Source organism: Pseudomonas wenzhouensis (genome assembly GCF_021029445.1).
In the GTDB taxonomy this organism is placed as follows: domain Bacteria; phylum Pseudomonadota; class Gammaproteobacteria; order Pseudomonadales; family Pseudomonadaceae; genus Aquipseudomonas; species Aquipseudomonas wenzhouensis.
On sequence record NZ_CP072610.1, the window covers coordinates 1,439,125 to 1,461,312 of the forward strand.

17 protein-coding genes and 2 pseudogenes are annotated in these 22,188 nt (G+C 65.0%); 12 read left to right on the forward strand and 7 right to left on the reverse strand.

All coding sequences use genetic code 11. The features are described from left to right. The first annotated feature begins 21 nt into the window (after window positions 1-21). Complete coding sequence (locus J7655_RS06590; protein ID WP_230927084.1) at window positions 22-552, forward strand: cytochrome b; 531 nt, start codon at window positions 22-24, stop codon at window positions 550-552. Window positions 553-1,292: 740 nt separating this feature from the next. Further along, window positions 1,293-2,552, forward strand: a complete 1,260-nt coding sequence (ltrA, locus tag J7655_RS06595; protein WP_230927085.1) for a group II intron reverse transcriptase/maturase — start codon at window positions 1,293-1,295, stop codon at window positions 2,550-2,552. A gap of 356 nt (window positions 2,553-2,908) precedes the next feature. Here the strand turns inward: ltrA and J7655_RS06600 are convergent, their stop codons facing one another. Next, the gene (locus J7655_RS06600) at window positions 2,909-4,795 is read right to left on the reverse strand and encodes a DEAD/DEAH box helicase (RefSeq protein ID WP_230927086.1); all 1,887 of its coding nucleotides are present in this window, start codon (window positions 4,793-4,795) and stop codon (window positions 2,909-2,911) included. Window positions 4,796-4,944: 149 nt separating this feature from the next. On the opposite strand from J7655_RS06600, the gene J7655_RS06605 reads away from it, so the two are divergent. Then, on the forward strand, window positions 4,945-5,838 hold the full coding sequence (locus J7655_RS06605; RefSeq protein WP_230927087.1) for a DMT family transporter: 894 nt from the start codon (window positions 4,945-4,947) through the stop codon (window positions 5,836-5,838). Between the two features lie 304 nt (window positions 5,839-6,142). On the opposite strand, the gene mnmC is transcribed toward J7655_RS06605, so the two are convergent. After that, entirely contained in the window at window positions 6,143-8,104 is a 1,962-nt protein-coding gene (mnmC, locus tag J7655_RS06610) for a bifunctional tRNA (5-methylaminomethyl-2-thiouridine)(34)-methyltransferase MnmC2/FAD-dependent 5-carboxymethylaminomethyl-2-thiouridine(34) oxidoreductase MnmC1 (RefSeq protein WP_230927088.1), read from the reverse strand. A gap of 145 nt (window positions 8,105-8,249) precedes the next feature. On the opposite strand from mnmC, the gene pap reads away from it, so the two are divergent. The 7 genes and pseudogenes from pap to J7655_RS06645 all read left to right on the forward strand — a co-directional run bounded on the left by pap (window position 8,250) and on the right by J7655_RS06645 (window position 16,588). After that, window positions 8,250-9,731, forward strand: coding sequence for a polyphosphate:AMP phosphotransferase (pap, locus tag J7655_RS06615; RefSeq protein WP_230927089.1), 1,482 nt, complete (start codon window positions 8,250-8,252; stop codon window positions 9,729-9,731). A 221-nt stretch (window positions 9,732-9,952) separates the two neighbouring features. Further along, entirely contained in the window at window positions 9,953-11,140 is a 1,188-nt protein-coding gene (locus J7655_RS06620; protein ID WP_230927090.1) for a thiolase family protein, read from the forward strand. Window positions 11,141-11,260: 120 nt separating this feature from the next. Continuing rightward, complete coding sequence (locus J7655_RS06625) at window positions 11,261-11,881, forward strand: LysE family translocator (RefSeq protein ID WP_230927091.1); 621 nt, start codon at window positions 11,261-11,263, stop codon at window positions 11,879-11,881. Between the two features lie 43 nt (window positions 11,882-11,924). Beyond that, window positions 11,925-12,848: a LysR family transcriptional regulator gene (locus J7655_RS06630; protein WP_230927092.1), complete on the forward strand. Its 924-nt coding sequence runs from the start codon at window positions 11,925-11,927 to the stop codon at window positions 12,846-12,848. Further along, window positions 12,845-13,736 (forward strand): annotated as a pseudogene (locus tag J7655_RS06635) (LysR family transcriptional regulator). Before J7655_RS06630 ends, J7655_RS06635 begins: the two are co-directional and overlap by 4 nt. Window positions 13,737-13,868: 132 nt before the next feature. Next, window positions 13,869-14,495, forward strand: a pseudogene (locus J7655_RS06640) (glutathione S-transferase family protein). 50 nt (window positions 14,496-14,545) lie between these two features. After that, the gene (locus tag J7655_RS06645; protein WP_230927093.1) at window positions 14,546-16,588 is read left to right on the forward strand and encodes a pyridoxamine 5'-phosphate oxidase family protein; all 2,043 of its coding nucleotides are present in this window, start codon (window positions 14,546-14,548) and stop codon (window positions 16,586-16,588) included. A 131-nt stretch (window positions 16,589-16,719) separates the two neighbouring features. Here the strand turns inward: J7655_RS06645 and J7655_RS06650 are convergent, their stop codons facing one another. From J7655_RS06650 to J7655_RS06670, 5 genes are all read right to left on the reverse strand, one after another. Continuing rightward, window positions 16,720-16,893, reverse strand: a complete 174-nt coding sequence (locus J7655_RS06650) for a hypothetical protein (protein ID WP_187272846.1) — start codon at window positions 16,891-16,893, stop codon at window positions 16,720-16,722. 230 nt (window positions 16,894-17,123) lie between these two features. Continuing rightward, complete coding sequence (gene phnE, locus J7655_RS06655; protein ID WP_230927094.1) at window positions 17,124-17,888, reverse strand: phosphonate ABC transporter, permease protein PhnE; 765 nt, start codon at window positions 17,886-17,888, stop codon at window positions 17,124-17,126. Next, a complete protein-coding gene (locus J7655_RS06660; RefSeq protein ID WP_230927095.1) occupies window positions 17,885-18,712 on the reverse strand; it encodes a PhnE/PtxC family ABC transporter permease in 828 nt (275 codons plus the stop codon). The genes phnE and J7655_RS06660 overlap by 4 nt, the downstream gene beginning before the upstream one ends. Further along, the gene (locus J7655_RS06665; protein WP_230927096.1) at window positions 18,706-19,506 is read right to left on the reverse strand and encodes a phosphonate ABC transporter ATP-binding protein; all 801 of its coding nucleotides are present in this window, start codon (window positions 19,504-19,506) and stop codon (window positions 18,706-18,708) included. The genes J7655_RS06660 and J7655_RS06665 overlap by 7 nt, the downstream gene beginning before the upstream one ends. Then, window positions 19,503-20,354, reverse strand: coding sequence for a putative selenate ABC transporter substrate-binding protein (locus tag J7655_RS06670; RefSeq protein ID WP_230927097.1), 852 nt, complete (start codon window positions 20,352-20,354; stop codon window positions 19,503-19,505). The genes J7655_RS06665 and J7655_RS06670 overlap by 4 nt, the downstream gene beginning before the upstream one ends. A gap of 135 nt (window positions 20,355-20,489) precedes the next feature. Between J7655_RS06670 and J7655_RS06675 the strand changes: the two genes are divergently transcribed. Further along, on the forward strand, window positions 20,490-21,380 hold the full coding sequence (locus J7655_RS06675; protein WP_230927098.1) for an NAD(P)-dependent oxidoreductase: 891 nt from the start codon (window positions 20,490-20,492) through the stop codon (window positions 21,378-21,380). Then, window positions 21,377-22,162 carry a hydroxypyruvate isomerase family protein gene (locus J7655_RS06680; protein WP_230927099.1) on the forward strand — a complete coding sequence of 262 codons (786 nt, stop codon included), beginning with the start codon at window positions 21,377-21,379 and terminating at the stop codon, window positions 22,160-22,162. Before J7655_RS06675 ends, J7655_RS06680 begins: the two co-directional genes overlap by 4 nt. Window positions 22,163-22,188 lie beyond the last annotated feature (26 nt).

Sequence of the window (22,188 nt, forward strand, 5' to 3'; positions counted from 1 at the left end):
TGACATTGAAGAGGATGCACGATGTCGAATCTGCATGATTGCGCGCAGCGCTATGGCTCGGTTACACGCCTGCTGCATTGGGGGATGGCCATTGTGCTGGGGTGGCAGTTCGTCACCGTTCTGGCCCATGTCCTGCTGGAAGACAGCGCGCTGGACAAGTTCGCCTGGGGCACGCACAAGGCAACAGGACTGCTGCTGATGGTGCTGGTGGTGATTCGTCTGCTTTGGGCGTTTTACAAACGCAACCGCCGTCCCGCCGCAGTCAGCATCCCGGCGCGCCTTGGGCATCTGGCCCTGTATGCACTGCTGTTCGTGATTCCTTTTGTCGCGCTGCTGCGTCAGTACGGCTCGGGCCGTGAGTTCGTGGCATTCGGCATGACCGTCATGCCCGGTTTTGACGGCAAGATCGAGTGGATGATCGCTCCAGCCGGTCTGCTGCATGGCAACCTGGGCTGGCTGTTGCTGTTCATGGTGATTGGCCATGCCGCCATGGCCTTTGTCCATCGCCGCCAGGGCGGTGAGGATGTATTGGCGCGAATGATCGGTCGCTGAAGCAGCCGTCTATGGCGAATGTCTTACAGGCGATGACGGCAACCGCCACTGTTGCCTGTGCGGGCCGATCACTAATCTACACCCATCCCCTGCAGCGACGGATCGCTGAGGATTACGGAAGATGACCATGCCAGGAAGGCTGCCGACAGGATGTTGGATGGTTGAGAAGAAACCCGCTTCGGCGGGTTTTTTGTTGGTGCGCCCGGCAGGGCGCACTCACTCAGGGGTGAAAGTCCCCCGCACACCCGGCAAGGGGAAGTGCTAGCTAGAGGCAAGGGTTTCGCGGGCGACTGCGAGTCTGAAGGAAGCCCGAGGCAAAGCGCTGGCCTGACGAACAGGAAGCGGATACGAGGCGGCATGGCGGGGTAAGCAGTCCATAATCTACGAAGCCCAATACTTGCACAGAACGCCATGACGTAGATCCGACAGGCATAAGCGTGAAAGTGGGTGCGCAATACCCGGGGAGATCTGCACGGTTGCCCGTCAGGGCCACCGGCACCGTGAGGTGCCGGGATGACCGCGCAGAAGTCAGCAGAAGGCATAGTAGGTCGCAAGACTGAAGGCCCGAACGATCAATACCGAGAGTAGGACAACCGATCTCGACAACCCACGATGATGCAGAAGCTCCCGGCACGGGAGGCCTGCCTGCCAGTGCCGGACGGAATCCGGACAGAAGCCCGCTAGGTGCTGAGGGGGTTGCGGCGACGGCTGGGCGAACGAAATCGGAGGACTATCGGCTCATGGAGCAGGTGGTCGAGCCCAGCAACATGCGACGAGCGTACAAACGTGTCCTGAAGAACCGAGGCGCAGCGGGCGTTGATCGCCTGACGGTCGAGGAACTGAAGGACTGGCTGTTGGTGCACTGGTCAAGCGTGAAGACGACACTGCTGGAAGGTCGTTATTTGCCACGGGCAGTACGTCGAGTGGACATTCCCAAGTCGAATGGCGGGGTTAGAACACTTGGCGTTCCCACGGTGGTGGACCGACTCATCCAGCAGGCACTTCATCAAGTACTGCAACCGATCTTCGAGCCCACGTTCTCCGATGGCAGCTACGGCTTCCGTCCACAGAGAAGTGCACTCAATGCGGTGGCCAAGGCGAAAGAGTACGTAGCTGACGCAAAGCACTGGGTGGTGGACATCGATCTGGAGAAATTCTTCGACCGGGTCAACCACGACGTGCTGATGGCTCGACTCGCCTATCGAGTGAAGGACAGTCGCGTCCTGAAGCTGATTAGGCGCTTCTTGGAAGCGGGGATGATGGCTGATGGTGTGATCCAACCTCGCAACGAAGGCACGCCTCAGGGTGGGCCGCTGTCCCCATTACTGTCGAACATTCTGCTGACCGATCTGGATCGGGAGCTGGAAAGGAGGCAGTTGAAGTTCTGCCGCTACGCTGACGACTGCAACATCTACGTCGGCAGTGAAAGCGCAGGGCAACGGGCGATGGCGAACATCAGAGCCTTCCTGGAAGGTCATCTGAAACTGCGTATCAACGAGCAGAAAAGTGCAGTGGCACGGCCCTGGAAGCGGAAGTTTCTGGGTTACGCGATCACCATCTACCGCAACGAGGCACGGGTGCGAGCTGCACCGCAAAGCCTGCGTAGGCTGATGGATCGAGTTCGCGAGTTGCTGCGCAAAGGGCGAGGACGATCCTTGCCGCGTACCATCGAGACGCTGAATCCCGTCCTGCGGGGTTGGGCTAACTACTTCCGGCTGACCGCGAACATGCGAGCGCTGGACGAACTCGACTGGTGGCTGCGTCGAAGACTGCGTTGCCTGCTTTGGCGGCAGTGGAAAACCCCGAAAACCCGTGAACGCCGACTCATTTCGCTTGGGCTCAAGCCTGAGCGAGCATGGAAATCGAGCGTCAACGGGCGTGGGCCTTGGTGGAACTCTGCCTCTAAACACATGAATCAGGCCGTGCCAACACTGTATTTCGCCCAAATGGGGCTGGTCTCGCTGCGCAGCACTGTGCAGCGACTCCAGTGTATGGGTTGAACCGCCGTATGCGGAACCGCACGTACGGTGGTGTGAGAGGGCTGAGGGAGTAATCCCTCACCCTACTCGATCCTGTAAAAAGTGCCAGGTCATAACGAGAGCCTGATCAATCGCCTAGCTCCAGCGTTTTAGGCGTGGCGCTGACCTGAAAAGCTTCGCCTCGAGGCGGGGTTCCTACGCCAGACTGCTTTTGGTGCGTCAACTGGACGAAGCCCGACGTCATGCCGCGAACCCGTAGGAGCGGCGCCCCGCCGCGAATCTGCGCGGCGCTGACGCCAAGAGCTTCGCCCCGGGGCGGGGCTCCTACACAAGGCTGCTTTGTGAGCCTCCTGGGCGCAGAGTATTCGCCGGGCGTTCTAGCTGGCCAGGCACTGCGTCGCACCCTGCGCCTTGCGCGTGTACCACAGCACCCGACTCACGCCTCGGGTGATGGCCACGTAGGCCAGGCGCCGGGCTTCATCCTGCATGGCCTGGTCGTAGCTGCCGGCGAAGAAACCGCACTGGGCGTAGAGTGCGTTGCGCAGCGGGTGTTTCTCTGCCGGCAGGCAGTCGTCGAGGATGATCGCGACTTCGGCCTGCAGGCCCTTGGCGCGGTGGATGGTCATAGTGCGCACCGGCAGCGATTTATCGAGCTGCGCTCGCACCTGTTGCAGCGGCTCGTTGCGTCGGCTGAGCAGCATTACGGCGGTGCGGTCGGCGTTCGTGCGGCTGGCGACATGAGTGCACTGCGCGCGTATTTCCTCCAGCAGACGCGGCAGGCCGCTGGTCAGCTCGAAGTGCTGAATCAGTTTCACGCCATGGTCGCCCGGTTGCATCGCCTTGGCCGCAATGCAGGTCTTGGCCTGCTTGTTGCTGACGTCTGCCAGCACCTTTTCCCCATCGCGGATCACCGGCTCGATGCTGCGGTAGTTGGTGCCCAGCAGCAGGGTGGTGCTCTTGCCGCGTCCGCGGCTGGGGAAGTGCCGGTCGAAATCGATGAACAGCTCCGGCGAACTGCCGCGCCAGCCGTAGATCGACTGCCAGTCATCGCCGATGGCCATCAGGCTGATGCGCTCGCCCGCCGCGTGCAGGCGGCGATGCACAGCCTGCAGCCACAGCACGATCTGCGGCGAAATGTCCTGAAATTCATCGATCAGCAGATGACTAAGCGCGAGCAGGGCCGGGCCGGGTTTGCCGGCGTCGCTGCTCAGGCGCTCGCTGAGTTGCGCGAACGCACCGTTGAAGCTGATCAGCCCCTGACTCTTTAGCAAAGCGCTGAAGTGCTGGTGGAAACGCTGCATGGCCTCGATTAAATCGCGCTCGCGGGCTGCGCAGTCCAGAGTTTTCACCTCCAGACGGTCGAGGCGAATGCCCAGGCTCTCGGCGAAGTCGATCTGCCCGTGCAGCAGCTCGAATAGCGGCAGGGCGGCGAATTCACCGGGTAGCTTGCAGGCATCCAGTGGCGCCTTGGCTTTACCCTGTGGCGGTTCCTCGGGGGCCGGCAGCTTGAGCAGGCGATGGGTCAGGGCGCGAAAGCGCGCATCGCCTGCATAGGCATTTTGGTAGGCCTGCTTGAGCAGGCGCTGCTGTGCGGGGCGCAGGCGCCCGCCAGTCAGCGGGTTATCCGGCTCTGTGCCGGGTTCGTCCAGTTGCTCGAACCAGCGCGGATTGCCCAGGCTCTCCTTGGCCAGCGTGGCCATGGCCGCGTGGAAGGTGCGTACGCACTGGCGCGCATCGTGCGGGTAGTGCCAGAAGTCGAGCAGGCGCTGCAGGCGCTCACGCAACTCGGTGCAGGAGGCGTTGGTGAAGGAAATCACCGTCAGTCGCTTGGGGTCGACCTCCAGGTGGCAGAGCAGGAACACCACACGCAGCACCAGAGTGCTCGACTTGCCCGAGCCGGCGCCGGCGAAGATGCGTGCCAGCGGCGCACGGCAGAGGATCATCGCCCACTGTTCGTCCGACGGCGCACCGATCAACCCGGCGCCCACCGCCTGCGCCACGCGCTCGCGCATGGCCTGTACCTGAGCATCGTCGATCTTCAGCCGGGTGGCAGGGTAGATGCCGGCGGGGCCAGGCTTGCCGCTGGCGCTCTTGCGAGCGCTGGCTTTCTTGCTGGCGGTGGATTTCTTCTTGCTCTGCTTGCGTACGGGCTTGCGCGGCTGCGCCGCTTCGCGCTCGGCGCGCAGGTAGGCGGTGGTGCGGGGGAAGTAGCGGGCGAGGGCGCTGGACAGCAGTTGTTTGTAGCGCGCGACGGCGGAAAGCATGCGGTGAGAATGACCTGACGGATAAAGCCCGCATGATAAAGCCTGCGGCGCGATGGCAGGCAGTGATGGCGCAGCGATAAATGCGCAACTTTGTGCAAGCGCGAGAGGCGAACGGGTTCCAGACTGTGATCAGTCCTGGGAGAGAGTCGATGAACCTTGCGCTTTACCTGCTCACCGTACTGATCTGGGGCACCACCTGGATCGCCATTAAATTTCAGATGGGCGAGGTGGCCGTCGCCGCGTCCATCGCCTATCGCTTTGCCCTGGCTTCGGCCGTGCTGTTCGTCATGCTCTGGCTCAGTGGCCGTCTGCAGCCGCTGGATCGCCGTGCTCAGGGCGTTTGTTTGGTGCAGGGGCTGTGCCTGTTCTGCCTCAATTTCCTGTGCTTCTACACCGCCAGCCAGTGGATCCACAGTGGTCTGATCGCGGTGATCTTCTCCACCGCCACTCTATGGAATGCAATCAATGCGCGGCTGTTCTTCAGGCAGCGCATCGCCGCCAACGTGCTGCTCGGCGGCGCCTTGGGGTTGGCCGGTCTGGGTCTGCTGTTCTGGCCGGAGCTGGCCGGGCACGAGGCCAGCCGTGAAAGCCTGCTGGGCATTGGCCTGGCGCTGTGCGGCACGCTGTGCTTCTCGGCCGGCAACATGCTCTCCAGCCTGCAGCAGAAGGCCGGGCTCAAGCCGCTGACCACCAACGCCTGGGGCATGCTTTACGGCGCGCTGATGCTGGTGGGCATCTGCCTGGTCAGCGGCACGCCATTCACCTTCGACTGGAGCACGCGTTACGTCGGCTCGCTGCTGTACCTGGCGATTCCCGGTTCGGTGATTGGTTTTACCGCCTACCTGACCCTGGTCGGGCGCATGGGCCCGGAGCGCGCCGCCTACTGCACGGTGCTGTTCCCGGTGGTGGCGCTGAATATCTCGGTGTTCCTCGAGGGTTACCAGTGGACGGCCCCGGCCTTGCTCGGCCTGGGCCTGGTGATGCTGGGCAACGTGCTGGTGTTTCGCAAGCCCAAGCCAGTGCCTGCCGAGGCCAGAGCTTAAGCGCTGGTTGGCTGCGGTGCGCACGGCGCACCCTACGAAAGTGCCACGTACGACGGTAATGCTGTTCGCTTAAGGTTGCATGCGTTTGGCTCCCCTCTCCCATTTATGGGAGAGGGGCTGGGGGAGAGGGCTGACAGCACTGCAAAACTGGTAGTTTTCCCTCTCCCCAGAGGGACGAGGGGACTGATCGCGCTCGACCATTTCTTATGTGAACAGCATTACACGTGCGGTGGCTCTTTTTTGCTGCCCCTGCGCGGCCAATTCGGTAGGGTGCGCCGTGCGTACCGGCCTTCTACCGTGCAGATCAGCTCCCGCGAATCAACCTGCGCAGCATAAAGCGATTGGGGTGGCAGGCTTCGGCCACTTCGCGTGGCACTGGCAGTGGTTCGTCATCCAGCCAGGCGGCGATCAGCTCGCCCGACAGCGGCGCGGTGATCAGCCCGCGCGAGCCATGGCCGCTGTTGATATACAGGCCATCCAGCCAGGGGCAGGGCGTATCCGGCACTTGGCGGGCGTCCTTGGCCAGCACGGCGTAGGCGTCGTTGAAGGCCTGCTGCTCGGCCAGTGGACCTACCAGCGGCAGATAGTCCGGGCTGGTGCAGCGAAATGCCGCGCGGCCTTGCAGTGTGCTCGGGTCGAGTGCTTGTGCATCCAGGCGCTCGGCCAGATCGAGGGAAATTTCCCGCAGCAGTTCGAGGTTGCCGGCATGTTCGGCGACGCTGGGCGTGAGGTCATCGCTATGGAAGTCGAAGCTGGCGCCCAGGGTGTGTTCACCTGCGCGTGGTGGTGCGACATAACCTTCGGCGCAGACCACGGTGTTCAGTGCGCGGCTGGACTCGCTGGCCGGCAGGCGGCTGATTTGCCCGCGAATGCGCTTCAGTGGCAGGTTCGCCTCCGGCAGCAGGCGGGAAATTTCTGCGGCGCAGGCCAATACCAGCACCGGGGCTTCGGCCAGCACGCCGTTCTGTCCTTCGACGCGCCAGCGTTCGTCCTGTCGGCCCAGGCGCAGCGCCTCGTGATAGGGGCGCAGTTCGATCAGTGGGTGTTGCAGCAGTTGCCGGCATAGCGCTGGTGGGTGTACCCAGCCGGCATCCGGATAGAACAGGCCGCCGGCTGGCAGGCGGATGCCGGCGCGTTGCTCGGCCTCATCCTGGCTCAGCGCGTGCAGCAGGTCGTTGGGGAAGGCTGCGGCTAGTTTGGCCTGGCGCTCGGCTTCCTTGGCGTCGAAGGCCAGTTGCAGCACGCCGCAGGCATCCCAATCGACGCCACGCTGCAGGCGCTCCAGCAAGCGGCGGGTATGGCCGAAACCGGCGACGATCAGCCGCGACAGCGCCGTGCCGTGGGCCGAGAGTTTCAGGTAGAGCACGCCCTGGGGATTACCGGATGCCTCGCGCGCAACATCGTCATGACGTTCCAGCAGGGTCACGCGCCAGCCGCGTGCGGCCAGGCTGGCAGCCGTGGCGCAACCGGCCAGGCCGGCGCCGATCACCACGGCCTGGCGTTCGCCGGGTGGCAACTGCGGGCGGACGAACCAGGGCGCCGGGCGCTGTGCCGGCTCAGCCTGGAACGGGCCGGCGAGCATCTCGCGCTTGTGGCCGAAGCCTTTGACCCGCACCACGGCAAAGCCCGCCGCGATCAGCCCGCGCCGGACGAAACCGGCACTGGTGAAGGTGGCCAGGGTTGCACCTGGCGCCGACAGCCGCGCCAGTTCGGCGAACAGCGCGTCCGTCCACATCTCCGGGTTCTTCGAGGGGGCGAAACCGTCGAGGAACCAGGCATCGACCTGGGCATCCAGCTGCGGCAGGCACTCGAGCACATCGCCGATCATCAGCGTCAGCACCACGCGCCCGCCGTCGAGCAGCAGGCGCTGGAAGCCGGGATGGATGGCGCGGTACTGCGCCAGCAGTTGCTCGGCGTAGGGCTTCAGCTCCGGCCAGAGGGCCAGGGCGCGCTGCAAGTCTGCCTGGGTCAGCGGGAATTTTTCCACGCTGACGAAGTGCAGCCGCGCGTCGCGCGGGGCATGCTCGGCAAAGGCCTGCCAGGCGCAGAGGAAGTTGAGCCCGGTGCCGAAGCCGGTTTCGCCGATGACCAGTCGTCCGCCCGCTGGGAGAGCCTGGCAGCGCTCGATGATCTGGTTGTGGGCGAGGAAGACGTGACGGGTTTCCTCCAGACCGTTGGCGCGGGAGAAGTACACGTCGCCATAGCTGCGCGACAGTGGTTGGCCGTGTTCGTCCCAGTCGAGCTGGGCGTTGTGGGCGTCGGACATGGTGCGGTTCCAGATATAACAGGCGGCGATTCTACCCGCTGTGCAGGCGCTTTTCCCGGCGCAGATCAATCCGCTGCTGGCCGCCGTCAGGCAAAGTCGCGTTCTATCCGTTAGGCTCTGATGACCATTCCAGGGAGGTCATTGCATGTTCGAATCCGCCGAAATCGGCCGCAGTATCGACAAGGCCACGTTCGAAGCCGAAGAGCCGGCGCTGCGCGAGGCCTTGCTGGAGGCGCAGTACGAACTCAAGCAACAGGCGCGTTTCCCGGTGATCGTACTGATCAACGGTGTCGAGGGCGCCGGCAAGGGCGAGACGGTGAAGCTGCTCAACGAGTGGATGGATCCGCGGCTGATCCAGGTCAGCACCTTCGATGTGCAGACCGATGAAGAGCTGGCGCGGCCGCCGGCCTGGCGCTACTGGCGACAACTGCCGCCGAAGGGGCGCATGGGCATCTTCTTCGGCAACTGGTACAGCCAGATGCTGCAGGGGCGGGTGCATGGCCAGTTCAAGGATGCAGTGCTGGATCAGGCCATCGATGCTGCCGAGCATCTGGAGCGCATGCTCTGCGATGAGGGGGCGCTGATCTTCAAGTTCTGGTTCCACCTGTCCAAGCAACAGATGAAGACGCGCCTCGAAGCGCTCAAGGATGACCCGCTGCACAGTTGGCGCATCAGCCCGCTGGACTGGCAGCAGTCGAAGACCTACGACAAATTCGTGCGTTACGGCGAGCGCATCCTGCGCCGCACCAGCCGCGACTACGCGCCCTGGTACGTGGTCGAGGGCGTCGATCACTATTACCGCAGCCTCACCGTCGGGCGCATTCTGCTCGAAGGCTTGCAGGCGGCGCTGGCGCGGCAGCAAGGCACAGTGGGGCGACCACATGCTGCACCGGTTTCCGGACAGAGCAGCGGCCTGTTGGCCAGCCTGGACATGACCCAGGCGCTGAGCAAGGACGACTACAAGGAGCAACTGGCCACCGAGCAGGCGCGCCTGTCCGGGCTGATGCGTGACAAGCGCATGCGCAAGCACGCCCTGATCGCTGCATTCGAGGGCAACGATGCCGCCGGCAAGGGCGGTGCCATCCGCCGCGTGACCGGCGCGCTCGATCCGCGCCAGTACCGCATCGTGCCGGTGGCGGCACCCTCCGAGGAGGAGCGCGCTCAGCCTTATCTGTGGCGCTTCTGGCGGCATATCCCGGCGCGCGGGCATTTCACCATCTTCGACCGTAGCTGGTACGGCCGCGTATTGGTCGAGCGTGTCGAAGGCTTCTGCAGCCAGGCCGACTGGCTGCGCGCCTATGGCGAGATCAACGACTTCGAAGAGCAGTTGACCAATGCCGGAGTGATCCTGGTGAAGTTCTGGCTGGCCATCGATCAGCAGACCCAGCTGAAGCGTTTCAAGGAGCGTGAGCAGATCCCGTTCAAGCGCTTCAAGATCACCGAAGAGGATTGGCGCAACCGTGAAAAGTGGGACGACTACGCCGATGCGGTAGGCGATATGGTCGACCGTACCAGCACCGAGATCGCGCCCTGGACGCTGATCGAGGCCAACGACAAGCGCTTCGCCCGGGTCAAGGTGCTGCGCACCATCAACGAGGCCATCGAGGCGGCATTCGCCAGGGATTGATGTCTTGTCGCGGCTAAAGCGGAATGCCGCCAAGCCGCTCCCACAGGTTACAGGGGAGCCGTGGGAGGGGCTTTAGCCGCGATGCTTTTGTTTCGCCCCGGATTGCATCCGTGCACTGCCCCAGCATCGCCGCGTATACGCCAGATCAATGATGGTCGCACCCTGGGATCGGCTGGATTTATCTTCACGCCATTCGCCATCCAATAACAACGAGGTGCGTCATGCGTGAAGTGGTGGTCGTCGACAGCGTGCGGACTGGCCTGGCCAAGTCCTTCCGCGGCAAGTTCAATATGACCCGGCCAGACGACATGGCCGCGCATTGCGTCGATGCGCTGCTGGTGCGCAACGGCATCGACCCGAAGCTGGTCGATGACTGCATCGTCGGTGCCGGCTCCAACGAGGGCGCGCAGGGCATGAACATCGGGCGCAACGTCGCGGTGCTCTCGCGTTTGGGCAACCCGGTGGCGGGCATGACCCTCAATCGCTTCTGCTCCTCGGGCCTGCAGGCCATTGCCATCGCCGCCAACCAGGTGGCGTCTGGTTGCAGCGACATCATCGTCGCCGGCGGCGTCGAGTCCATCACCATGACCCTGAAAAGCATGAACATGGACAACCTGTTCAACCCGCTGCTGCAACAGGACAACCCCGGCATCTATTACCCTATGGGCAAGACTGCCGAGATCGTCGCCAACCGCTATGGCCTCAGCCGCGAAGCCCAGGACGCCTATGCCCTGCAGAGCCAGCAGCGCACCGCGCGCGCCCAGGCCGAAGGCCTGTTCACCGACGAGATCGTGCCGATGGCGGTGAAGTACCAGGTCGAAGACAAGGCCAGCGGCGAGAAGAAGATTCTCGACGGTGTGGTCGAGGCCGATGACTGCAACCGCCCGGACACCACCCTGGAATCGCTGGCCAAGCTGCAGCCGGCGTTCGACCCGGCCGGTAGCGTCACCGCCGGCAATGCTTCGCAATTGTCCGATGGCGCCTCCATGACCCTGGTGATGAGTCTGGAAAAGGCGCTGGCGCAGGGCCTCAAGCCCAAGGCCTACTTCCGTGGCTTTACCGTGGCCGGCTGCGAGCCGGACGAAATGGGCATCGGCCCGGTGTTCTCGGTACCCAGGCTGCTCAAGGCCAGGGGCCTGAGCGTCGACGACATCGACCTGTGGGAGCTCAACGAAGCATTCGCCTCGCAGTGCCTGTACTGCCGCGACAAACTCGAGATCGACAACGACAAGTACAACGTCAACGGCGGCTCCATTTCCATCGGCCACCCATTCGGTATGACCGGCTCGCGCCAGGTCGGCCATCTGGTGCGTGAGCTGCAGCGCCGCGAGCTGCGCTACGGCATCGTCACCATGTGTGTCGGTGGCGGCATGGGGGCCACTGGGCTGTTCGAGGCGTATCGCGGATAAACACCGCTGGCGCCACCGGCAACACGCACCGCATGGCGCACCCTACGACATCGCTGGCCCCACGACGGCCAGCGATGCGCTGTTTATACTCGCGCTCTGCCCTGTCCGGAGCGCCAATCCATGCCCTTTGCCGAAAACCTGATCGCCTTCACCCTGGCCGCCACCTTGCTGACCCTCACGCCTGGCATCGATACGGCGCTGGTACTGCGCACCGCAGCGGTCGAAGGCCGGCGACAGGCGTTTCGCGCGGCGCTGGGCATCAATGCCGGCTGCCTGATCTGGGGCGCTGCCGTGGCCTTCGGCCTGGGCGCGCTGCTGGCGGTGTCCGAGTTCGGCTACAACCTGCTCAAGTACTGCGGCGCGGCTTATCTGGCCTGGCTCGGGCTGAATATGCTGCTGCGTCCGCGTACCTCGCTGGCGCCCGCGCAGGTGAGCGGCACACCTGATGCCAACTGGTTCCTGCGCGGCCTGCTGGGCAACGTGCTCAACCCCAAGGTGGGGATTTTCTACCTGTCCTTTCTGCCGCAGTTCATCCCGCAGGGGCAGCCGCTGATCGCCTGGACCTTCGGCCTGGTAGGCATCCACGTGACGCTCAGCCTGGTCTGGGCGGCGCTGCTGATCGGCGCCACCCAGCCGCTCGGTCGCTGGTTGCGGCGCGAGGCGGTGATCAGGTGGATGGATCGCAGCACGGGGCTGATCTTCCTGCTGTTCGCCGCGCGCCTGGCATTGAGCAGGCGCTGAGGCGTTATCCTGTGCCCTCGCGGCAACGAAACGGGCGGTGACGATGGATCGGTTTCAGGAAATGAAGGTGCTGCTGGCCGTGACCGAGGCCGAGAGCTTCGCCGGCGGCGCCAAGCTGCTGGGCATCTCGCCGCCCAGCGTGACCCGCGCCGTCGCAGCGCTGGAGGCGCGCCTCGGCACGCTGCTGCTGGCGCGCAATACCCGCAGCCTGCGCCTGACCGAAGCCGGCCAGCGCTATGTCGAGGATTGCCGGCGCATCCTGCTGGAACTGGAAGAGGCCGAGGAACTGGCCGCTGGTGGCAGCGTCCGGCCACGGGGCCGGCTTAGCGTGACGGCGCCGGTGATGTTCGGCGAGTTGTTCCTGATTCCGCGCATCACCCAGTACCTCGACAGCTACCCGGACGTGGAGATCAACGCGTTGCTGGTCGACCGCGTGGTGAACATGATGGAGGAGGGCGTCGACGTGGCCGTGCGCATCGGCACGCTGCCTGCTGGTGATCATCAGGCAATGCAGGTCGGGCAGATTCGTCCGGTGGTCTGTGCTGCACCGGCCTTCCTCGACCGCGTCGGGCGGCCGCAGCATCCGCATGAGCTGCGCGATGCGCCCATCATCCTGTCCAGCGCCAACGGTCTGCTCAGCCAGTGGCAGTTCGTCGGCGCCGAGGGTGTCTTCGGCTTCATGCCCGCGTCACGCCTCATCGTCAGCTCCAACCAGGCGGCGATCTGCGCCGCACGCCTGGGCTGGGGCTACACCCGCGCGCTGTCCTACCAGGTGGCCGAGGCTGTGGCGCGCGGCGAGCTTGAACTGCTGCTCGAAGCTTTCGAGCCACCGGCTGTGCCGGTGCACATCATTTATCAGGGGGGGCGCCAGGTTTCGGCCAAGGTGCGCACCTTCGTCGACTTTTGCGTCGAGAGCTTTCGTCTCGACCCGGCACTGCGCGCGGCTGGGACGCCATCCACGGCATGAGCCAGCACCGTGAAATGCAGGTGTTCCTTGCCGTGGCGCAGGCGGGCAGTTTGGCAGCGGCTTCCAGGGCGCTGCAACTGTCGCAGGCCACGGTGACGCGCAGCGTGACCCGCCTGGAGCAGCGTCTGGACAGCACCCTGCTGCTGCGCGGGCCTCGTGGCGTGAGCCTGAGCCCGGCTGGCGCGCGCTTTGCCGATAGCTGCCAGCGCATTCTGCAGCGGCTGGACGAGGCCGAGCGATCGGTGACGGGCCTGCATGCCCGTCCGGCCGGAGAGCTGAACCTGGCCCTGCCGCGGTTGATGATGCATCAGGTGCTGACGCCTATCGCCGTCGCCTACCTGGCGGCATTTCCTGAGGTCAGCCTGACTACCCGGGTGCGCGAAGAGCTGCCGAGGTTGCTGGAGGAGGGGATCGACCTGGCTGTGGTGGTCGGCCACCTGCCCAGTTCCTCCGGTTTCGCCGTGCCGCTGGGGCAGGTGCGCCCGCTGATCTGCGCGGCGCCGGCCTATCTGCAGCGCTGGGGCCGACCGGCCATGCCGCAAGCCTTGCTCGAACACCGCACCATCGCCACCTCGTCGACCGGCCACGTGGGTGAGTGGCGCTTTGCACAGGAAACAGTGAAGGTCACGCCACGGCTGACCTGCAGCACACCGCAGGCGTCCATTCGTGCAGCACTCGCCGGTTTCGGGCTGACCCGCTGCCTGAGTTACGAGGCCCATCACGAGCTGCAGACAGGGCAACTGCTGACCGTGCTCGAGCATTGCGCCGCCCCCCTTGCCGGTGCAGCTGTACTACCGCGAAGGGCGCCGGGCGGCGGCGCGGGTGCGCAGCTTTCTCGACTTCGCCGTGCCGCGGCTGCGTACCCATCCGGCATTTGCGCAGGAGTAATTGCGAAAAGTGAAATAGTGGATTGCTCTGCGTGGTGATTCTTCTCTGGTTTGAATGGGTAGACCATGGCGCCATCGTCGCGAAAACAAGCCGTCTCGCGCTGGCCAACCCCCCTCCCAAGGAGTCATCGCCATGTCCCGTCCCGCCATCAAGCTGTACAACTTTCCCCGTTCCGGCCATGCCCATCGCGCCGAGCTGATGCTCTCACTGCTGCAACTGCCCACTGAGTTGATCTTTGTCGATCTAGCCCAGGGCGCGCACAAGACACCGCAGTTCCTCGCCCTCAACCCCTTTGGCCAGGTGCCGGTAATTGATGATGGCGGCACCATCGTTGCCGACTCCAACGCCATTCTGGTCTACCTGGCCAAGCGTTACGGCAATCAGGACTGGCTGCCTGAGGAGCCAGCCGCCGCGGCCAAGGTACAGCGCTGGCTATCGGCGGCTGCAGGGCCATTGGCCTTTGGTGCCTGTGCTGCACGGCTGGTTACGGTGTTCGGTTACTCGTTCAACAGCGACGAAGTGATCAATCGCGCCCATGCGATGTTCAGCGTGATGGAGGGGGGGCTGAACGACACCCCGTTCCTCGCCGGCGCCAAGCCGAGCATCGCCGATGTCGCCAACTACTCCTACACCGCCCATGCGCCGGAGGGCAACGTTTCGCTGGAGCCCTATCCGAACATCCGCGCCTAGCTGGCCCGCATCGAAGCGTTGCCGGGCTTCGTGCCGATGCCGCGTACCGCCGCCGGTCTGCAAGCCTGATACACAGCCGCTGCCGGGTGAACCGGCAGCCCCTCGGAAGGAGGCGCAGCATGCAACAGCTCCCCAGCCGGCATTCGCCCTGGCACGCCGGTGAAAGACAGCTGCAGGAAAAGGTCGGCGTCGCCGAGCGTATGGAAGCACTTGGACAGAAGATGATCCGTGACCATATGCCGGAGCAGCACCGCGAATTCTTTCAGCGCCTGCCGTTCATGATCGCTGGGGCCGTGGATCGCGCGGGCCAGCCCTGGGCCACTCTGATCGAAGGCGAAGAAGGCTTCGTCACCTCGCCGGACCCGCGTCAGCTGTCATTCGATCTCGCCGCCATGGCCCTCGATCCGCTTGACCAGGCTATCGCCGGCCTTGGCGCGGGGGATGCCGTCGGCCTGCTCGGCATCGAGTTGCACACGCGGCGGCGCAATCGCATCAATGGGCAGATTCGCCAGGCTTCGGCGCAGCGCCTGGAGATCGCCGTGGAGCATTCCTTCGGCAACTGCCCGCAGTACATCCAGCTGCGCCACTACCGCCGCGTGCAGGCGCGGGGGGGCGAGCGCCTGGATGCGAGCGAACTGGATGTGCGCAGTGCGAAGATGATCCGCCGCGCCGATACCTTCTTCGTCGCCAGTTACGTCGAGCATGACGATGGCCGCCGCGCGGTGGACGTTTCCCACCGTGGTGGCCGTGCTGGTTTCGTGCGGGTGGAGGGCAATCGTCTGACCATTCCCGACTACGCCGGCAATCTGGCCTTCAATACCCTGGGCAACCTCAGCGTCAATCCACGCGCCGGCCTGTTGTTCATCGACTTCGCCACGGGCGATGTGCTGCAACTGGGCGGCCGTGCCGAGGTGATCCTCGACAGCCCGCTCATCGAGGCCTTTGCCGGCGCCGAGCGGCTAAGGACCTTCGACGTTGAGCAGGTGGTGCTGCGTTCGGCGGCGGTTGCGCTGCGCTGGGACTTCGAGGCCTATGCGCCGACCAGCCTGATGACCGGCACCTGGACACAAGCCGATGCCCGCCTGCGTGAGCCTGAGCCGCACAATGCCTGGCAGCGCTGGCGTGTGCAGAGCTTACAGCAGGAAAGCGCCGATATCCGCTCCTTCGTGCTGGCCCCGGAAACGGGCGCTGCACCGAGTTTCGCCGCCGGCCAGCATCTGCCCATTCGCATCAGCGGCGCTGCCGGTGAACCCCTGCTGCGCAGCTATAGCCTCTCCAGCGCACCGTCAGACGGCTATCTGCGCATCAGCGTCAAGGCGCAGGGTGTGGCTTCGCGATATCTGCATGCGCAGGTCAGGGTCGGTGACGTACTGGAGGTGCGTGCGCCGTTGGGCCGCTTCACCCTGAACTGCGACAGCGACAGGCCATTGGTGCTGATCGGCGCTGGTGTCGGTATTACGCCGTTGTTGTCGATGCTGCGCGAGCAGGTAGCGCTGGGGCAGGGCAAGCGCATGCATTTTTTCCAGGGCGCGCGGACGCTCGCTGATCTGCCGTTCCAGGCCGAGCTGCGCGAGTTGGTGCAGCGTGCAGGTGGTTTACTGAAGATTCACCGCGCTCTCAGCGCCCCGGAAGCGGACGCGCTGTTGAGACTCGACTATGAACATCACGGGCGTATCGAGTTGGCTCAGATCAAGGCGGCGCTGCCGTTCGACGATTACGACTTCTATCTGTGCGGCCCCGCAGCCTTTACCCAGGCGATCTACGATGGCCTGCGTGCTCTCAATATCGCTGATGAACGCATCCATGCCGAGGCGTTCGGCCCTTCGACGCTGACGCGTCGCCGTGATAGCCAGAGCGCTGTCTTGACGCAGCCGCCTGCCGCGAACGAGGCGGTGGCGGTGCATTTCAGTGCATCGAGCAAGGAGGCGAGCTGGAAACCGGGTAGCGGTAGCCTTCTGCATCTGGCGGAAAGTTGTGGCCTGACGCCCGAATTCAGTTGCCGGGGCGGCACCTGCGGCACCTGCCGGACACGCCTGGTCAGCGGTCAGGTGCATTATCCGCAGCCACCACTCGAGCTGCCGGATGCGGGTGATGTGCTGATCTGCTGCGCCGTACCTGCGCGGAGCGCAGATGGCCTGCAGCCGTTGGTACTGGATCTGTGAGCGTTTCGCTGCGCCTGGTCGGCGTAAGTTGCCCGGAAACCTGGATGGCGAGCCTTGGCCTGTGCTGGCTGGCAGGGTGAACATTGCCGCGAAGCTGTTGCCGTTTCGGCTGAAACGGCAACAGCCTCTGCTCACCCTTGCTGTTTCGAGGTTTCCAGCTCTTTGCGATAGGCGTCGGCTGCATCCCGGCTCGGGAAAATACCGACCAGTTCGCCATTCTGAATCACATCCCAGACCACGATGCCCATGGCACGGGCTTCCCGGGAAAGATGTTGGTTGTCACGCTCATGTACGGTCACGTTCATGACGAATCTCCTCGAATAATCGATGCGGCGATATGTCGCTATTCGTTTATACGCCTCGTCAGCAAGCTGATTAAACCGGGGTTTGGGCAAAGAACTGTTGCCTCGATGCAACGAACGCTGAACCGATACGTTTGTCGTTGCGCTTGCCTTGCTGTGTCCGCGCTGCTGCTTGCGGGCCTGTTTAGTGGGGTGGTGTGTGCTGACTGTCGTATTGGCAGGCGCGTCTGCGCTCAGCCGCTGACCCAGCGCTGCCGGGCCCAGCCACTCAAGGCATCCACCGCCAGCACCAGCAGGAGCATGGCCAGGATCACCGTGGCCGCCTGCGCTTCCTGAAACAGACTGAGGCTCATGTAGAGCATCTGCCCCAGACCGCCGGCACCGACGAAACCGAGCACGCTGGCCATGCGGATATTGTTCTCCCAGCGGTACAGGCTGTAGGCCAGCAGTTGCGGCCAGACGCCGGGCAGGGTGCCGTAGCAGAAGGCGACGATACGGCCACCGCCGCTTTTGCGGATGGCATCGGCTGGTTCGCGCGGGGTGTTTTCCAGCGCTTCGGCGAACAGGCGGCCGAGCACGCCGGCAGTGTGCAGCGCCAGGGCCAGGGTGCCGGCGTTGGGGCCTAACCCTGCGGCCAGCACCATCAGCGCCGCCCACACCAGTTCGGGAATGGCACGCAGGGCGTTGAGCAGCAGGCGTGTGACGTGCAGGGCGGCGCCGCCGAAGCGTCCGGCAGCGGGCAGTGCCAGGGCCAGGCCGAGCAGGGCGGCGAGCAATGTGCCGAGGGCGGACATGGCCAGGGTTTCCAGGGCGCCACGGCCAATGGCCTGCAGGTGTGCGCTGGAGAAGTCCGGCTGCAGGAAGCCGCTGGCGTATTGGCCCATCTGCGCCAGGCTGTCGCCGGCGACCAGAGCGCCTAGGTCGATGCCCAGATAGAGGAACGAGGCGATCACCGCAGCGAGAATGGCAGCGAGCAGGATCAGGTTGCCGGCTCTCATGTCAGCCTCGCGCGCAGCAGACGGCTGAACTGGTCGGCCAGCAGTACCAGTAACAGGAAGGTGAGCAGCATGCTCGCCACTTCACCGCCGGCGAACATGCGCAGCGACAGGTCGATCTGCTGTCCTAGACCGCCGGCGCCGACGAAGCCCATCACCACCGAGGCGCGAATGGCGCATTCCCAGCGGTACACGGTGTAGGAGAGCATTTCCCCGGCGGCATTGGGCAGCACGCCGTAGGCGAAGGCGCTCAGGCGGCTGCTACCGGCACCCAATAATGCGCGGGTGTGGCGGGCGTCGACCGATTCGAAGATTTCCGCATACACCTTGCCGAGCATGCCGGCGTAGGTGATGGCGATGGCCAGTACTCCGGCGGTGGGGCCGAGGCCGACAGCGCGGACGAACAGCAGCGCCCAGACGATTTCCGGCACGCTGCGCAGGAAGATCAGCAAGCCGCGCACCGGCCAGCGCGCCAGGTTCGCCCACCAGGCCGGGCGGCCACCCCGGTGCACGGCCGACAGCGACAGCGCACGGCTGGCCAGCAGTGCGGCGGGTATGGCGATGAGCAGTGCCAGGCTCATGCCGGCGGTGGCGATGGCCAGGGTTTCCAGGGTGGCGCGGCCGAGCAGGGCGAGGAACTCGCCGTCATGCGCGGGCGGCCAGAAGCCGGCGAGAAAGTTGCCCATGGCGCGGGTGTTGTCGCCATCGATCAGCACGGCCAGATCCAGCTCGCTCAGGCGCAGGCCCGGCCACAACAACAGCAGCGCCAGTACGCTGATCAGCAGGCGCGGCAGGGCGGCGGGGTCGCGTGGGGCGGTGGTCAGCATCGCGGGATATGCGTCGGTTGCGGTGGCACGGGCGAGCTGGGCGTGGCCTGCAGCTGTTCGTTGGCATACAGCGCCTGCAACTGTTCGGGCTGCACCTGTTCGGTCGGCAGGTCGAAAGCGATGCGCCCGTCGCGAATACCGATCACCCGCGGGAAGTGCGCCAGCGCCAGGTCAACGGCGTGCAGGCTGGCCAGCAGGGTCATGCCGCGTGCGGCGGCTTCGCGGTTGAGCACGGCCAGGGTATGGCCGGCCAGCACCGGGTCCATAGCCGAGACCGGTTCATCGGCGAGGATCAGCTCCGGCGCCTGGTACAGCACGCGGGCGATGCCGACGCGCTGCAACTGGCCACCTGAGAGCTGGTCGCAGCGCTGGTAGAGCTTGTCGGCGATGTCCAGCCGCGCAAGCGCGGCCTGGGCGCCGCTGGCATCCAGCGGATACAGCAGGTTGAGCAGGCCCTTGGCCACTGACCACTGGCCAAGCTTGCCTGCCAGCACGGCGGTGACCACGCGCTGACGCGGCGGTAAAGGCGGCGCCTGGTGGATCAGCCCGATACGCGCACGCAGACGCTGGCGCTGGCGGGCAGCCAGACGCCAGGGGTTGTGCTGCAGCAGGTCGATCTCGCCGCGCGTAGGTTGCAGGCCGGTGGCCAGCAGACGCAGCAGGGTGGTCTTGCCGGCGCCCGAGGGGCCGATGATGGCTACCCGTTCGCCGGGGCTGACCTCAAGGTCGATGTTCTCCAGCGCGACCTTGCCGTTGGCGTGGGCCAGGCCCACGCCACGCAGGGCGATGCTCACTTCAACAGACCGGCGGCGCGAGCGGCTTCCTCGATGCCTTCGTAGTTCTCGGGCGTGGTTTCGATGAAGCGGCTGGCGGCCTGGAGGTCGAGAATCGCCTTCTGTTCCGGCTTGGCCGGGTCGAGGACGAGGAAGGCGCTCTTGATCTTCGCCTGCAGATCGGCGTCGAGGTTGCCGCGCACGGTCCAGTTGTAGTCGTAGTAGGTCGGGGTGGTGGCGAAGACCTTGACCTTGTCGGTGTCGACCTTGCCGCCATCGACCAGCTTCTGCCACACCGAGGCGTTGAGCACACCGGCGTCGGCCTTGCCGGCCTGTACCCAGGCAGCGGTGGCGTCGTGGGCGCCGGAATAGGCCACGCGGCTGAAGAAGTCTTCCGGCTTGATGCCGTCCTGCAGCATGAAGTAGCGCGGCATCAGGCTGCCGGAGGTGGAGGACACCGAGCCGAAGGCGAAAGTCTTGCCTTGCAGATCCTGCAGCGATTTCACCGCCGGGTCGGAGGTGATGAACTTGCTGGTGAACTCGGCGTCCTGCTCGCGCTGCACCAGCGGCACGGCATTGCCGGTCTTCAGGCGTGCCTGGACGAAGGTGAAGCCGCCGAGCCAGGCCATGTCGATACGATCGGCAGCCAGGGCTTCGACCACGGCGGAGTAGTCGGCCACCGGCACGAACTCCACCTTCATGCCCAGTTCCTGCTCCAGGTAGGCTCCCAGCGGCTTGAACTTGCGCAGCAGCTCGGTGGGGGCTTCGTCAGGGATGGCCGAGACCTTGAGGACGTCGGCAGCTTGCGCGAATACAGCAGATACGGACAGGGCGATACCGGCGGCGAGCGCCAGGGTGTTCTTGAACATGTCGGATTCTCCGGTTCAATAGCGGTGAAGGCGCGCGGAGTATAGTGGCCCGACGCTGCCGATGCAGCCTCGGCAGCACGCAACTGACGCCGGGGTTAAGATGCGCGCTGGATACGAACTGCCTGGAGTTGATCGATGACCGCAACGCTTCCCGCCCTGGCCTTCGCCGGGATTGGTTTGATGGGCCTGCCGATGACCCGCCGCCTGCTCGCAGCAGGCTACCCGTTGACCCTGTGGAACCGCACGCCGGACAAGTGTGCGCCGCTGTTGGCGCAGGGCGCGCATCGCGTGGAGAACCCTGCCGAACTGTGTCGCGATGCCAATGTGGTGATGCTCTGCCTGGCCAATACCGAGGTGGTGCGTGAGGTGGTGTTCGGCCCGGGCGGGATCGTCGAGGGTGCGCGGCCGGGGCAGTTGCTGGTGGACTTTTCCAGCCTGGAGCCGGCGGCCACCCGTGAGATGGCCGCCGAGTTGGAGTCACGTACTGGCATGCGCTGGGTGGATGCGCCGGTTTCCGGTGGTACGCCGGGTGCCGAGGCCGGCACGCTGGCGATCATGGCTGGCGGCCGGGAAGAGGACGTGGAGCGTGTGCGCCCGGTGCTGGCGCATCTGGGCCAGCGCCTGACGCGCATGGGCGAGGTGGGCGCCGGGCAGGTGACCAAGGTGTGCAACCAGATGTTCGTGGCCTGCAACGCGCTGGTGATCGCCGAAGTGGTGGCGCTGGCCGAGCGCTCCGGCGTCGACGCCAGCTTGATCGCCCCGGCGCTGGCCGGCGGTTTCGCCGATTCCAAGCCGCTGCAGATTCTCGCGCCGCAGATGGCCGCCAGCCAGTTCGAGCCGATCAAGTGGCACGTGCGCACGCTGCTCAAGGACCTCGATACGGCAGTGAAGCTGTCGCGCGAGCAGGGCAGCGCCACGCCCATGAGCGGCCTGGCCGCGCAGCTGATGCGCCTGCACGGCAGCCAGGGCAACCTGGAACGCGACCCTGCCACCCTGGTGGAAATGCTGCGGGAGCAATGCCCATGAAGATCGCGGCCAACCTGTCCATGCTGTTTACCGAGTTGCCGCTGCGCGAGCGCGTGCTGGCGGCGATGACGGCGGGTTTCGATGGCGTGGAAATTCAGTTCCCCTATGAGTTGCCAGCGGTAGCCCTGAAAGAAGTGCTGGAGTTGACCGCTTTGCCGCTGGTGCTGATCAATGTGCCGGTAGGCGATCTGATGAACGGCGGCCCCGGCCTGGCCAGCGTGCCGGCGCGCCAGGCCGAGTTCGACGCCGCCCTGCAGGAGGCGCTGACCTACGCCGCCATGGCGCGCCCGGCCTGCATCAATGTGCTGCCCGGCCGCCTGGCCGAAGGCGTGAGCCGCGAGCAGGCGCTGGATTGCCTGGCCGCCAACCTGCGCAAGAGCGCCGAGGCCTTCGCGACGTTGGGCATCCGCGTGTTGGTGGAGGCGATCAACCCGATCGACATGCCGGGCTTTCTGATCAATACGCCGGAGGATCTGGATGCGCTGCTGCGCGCAGTGGATCACCCGAATCTGGCCGCGCAGTACGACCTCTACCACATGGCCCGTCAGGGATTGGACGTGGCTGCCGGCCTGCGCCTGCTGGCCGGACGCATTGGCCATGTGCAGTTCGCCGATGTGCCGGGGCGTGGCGCACCAGGCAGCGGCGAGCTGGTTTTCGCGCCGTTGCTGGGCATCCTGCGCGATAGCGGTTATGGCGGCTGGCTGGGCGCCGAATACAGGCCTGGAGAGGAGGGCACGCTGGCCAGCCTAGGCTGGTTGGCGCAGTGGCAGCAGCGCACCTGATTCATTCGTGCAGGGGCGGGCATGCT

What these genes read in the sequence shown, in the direction of transcription:
- J7655_RS06590 (WP_230927084.1), top strand. Translation starts at nt 22, where the DNA reads ATGTCGAATCTGCATGATTGCGCGCAGCGCTATGGCTCGGTTACACGC.
- ltrA (WP_230927085.1), top strand. Translation starts at nt 1,293, where the DNA reads ATGGAGCAGGTGGTCGAGCCCAGCAACATGCGACGAGCGTACAAACGT.
- J7655_RS06600 (WP_230927086.1), bottom strand. Translation starts at nt 4,795, where the DNA reads ATGCTTTCCGCCGTCGCGCGCTACAAACAACTGCTGTCCAGCGCCCTC.
- J7655_RS06605 (WP_230927087.1), top strand. Translation starts at nt 4,945, where the DNA reads ATGAACCTTGCGCTTTACCTGCTCACCGTACTGATCTGGGGCACCACC.
- mnmC (WP_230927088.1), bottom strand. Translation starts at nt 8,104, where the DNA reads ATGTCCGACGCCCACAACGCCCAGCTCGACTGGGACGAACACGGCCAA.
- pap (WP_230927089.1), top strand. Translation starts at nt 8,250, where the DNA reads ATGTTCGAATCCGCCGAAATCGGCCGCAGTATCGACAAGGCCACGTTC.
- J7655_RS06620 (WP_230927090.1), top strand. Translation starts at nt 9,953, where the DNA reads ATGCGTGAAGTGGTGGTCGTCGACAGCGTGCGGACTGGCCTGGCCAAG.
- J7655_RS06625 (WP_230927091.1), top strand. Translation starts at nt 11,261, where the DNA reads ATGCCCTTTGCCGAAAACCTGATCGCCTTCACCCTGGCCGCCACCTTG.
- J7655_RS06630 (WP_230927092.1), top strand. Translation starts at nt 11,925, where the DNA reads ATGGATCGGTTTCAGGAAATGAAGGTGCTGCTGGCCGTGACCGAGGCC.
- J7655_RS06645 (WP_230927093.1), top strand. Translation starts at nt 14,546, where the DNA reads ATGCAACAGCTCCCCAGCCGGCATTCGCCCTGGCACGCCGGTGAAAGA.
- J7655_RS06650 (WP_187272846.1), bottom strand. Translation starts at nt 16,893, where the DNA reads ATGAACGTGACCGTACATGAGCGTGACAACCAACATCTTTCCCGGGAA.
- phnE (WP_230927094.1), bottom strand. Translation starts at nt 17,888, where the DNA reads ATGAGAGCCGGCAACCTGATCCTGCTCGCTGCCATTCTCGCTGCGGTG.
- J7655_RS06660 (WP_230927095.1), bottom strand. Translation starts at nt 18,712, where the DNA reads ATGCTGACCACCGCCCCACGCGACCCCGCCGCCCTGCCGCGCCTGCTG.
- J7655_RS06670 (WP_230927097.1), bottom strand. Translation starts at nt 20,354, where the DNA reads ATGTTCAAGAACACCCTGGCGCTCGCCGCCGGTATCGCCCTGTCCGTA.
- J7655_RS06675 (WP_230927098.1), top strand. Translation starts at nt 20,490, where the DNA reads ATGACCGCAACGCTTCCCGCCCTGGCCTTCGCCGGGATTGGTTTGATG.
- J7655_RS06680 (WP_230927099.1), top strand. Translation starts at nt 21,377, where the DNA reads ATGAAGATCGCGGCCAACCTGTCCATGCTGTTTACCGAGTTGCCGCTG.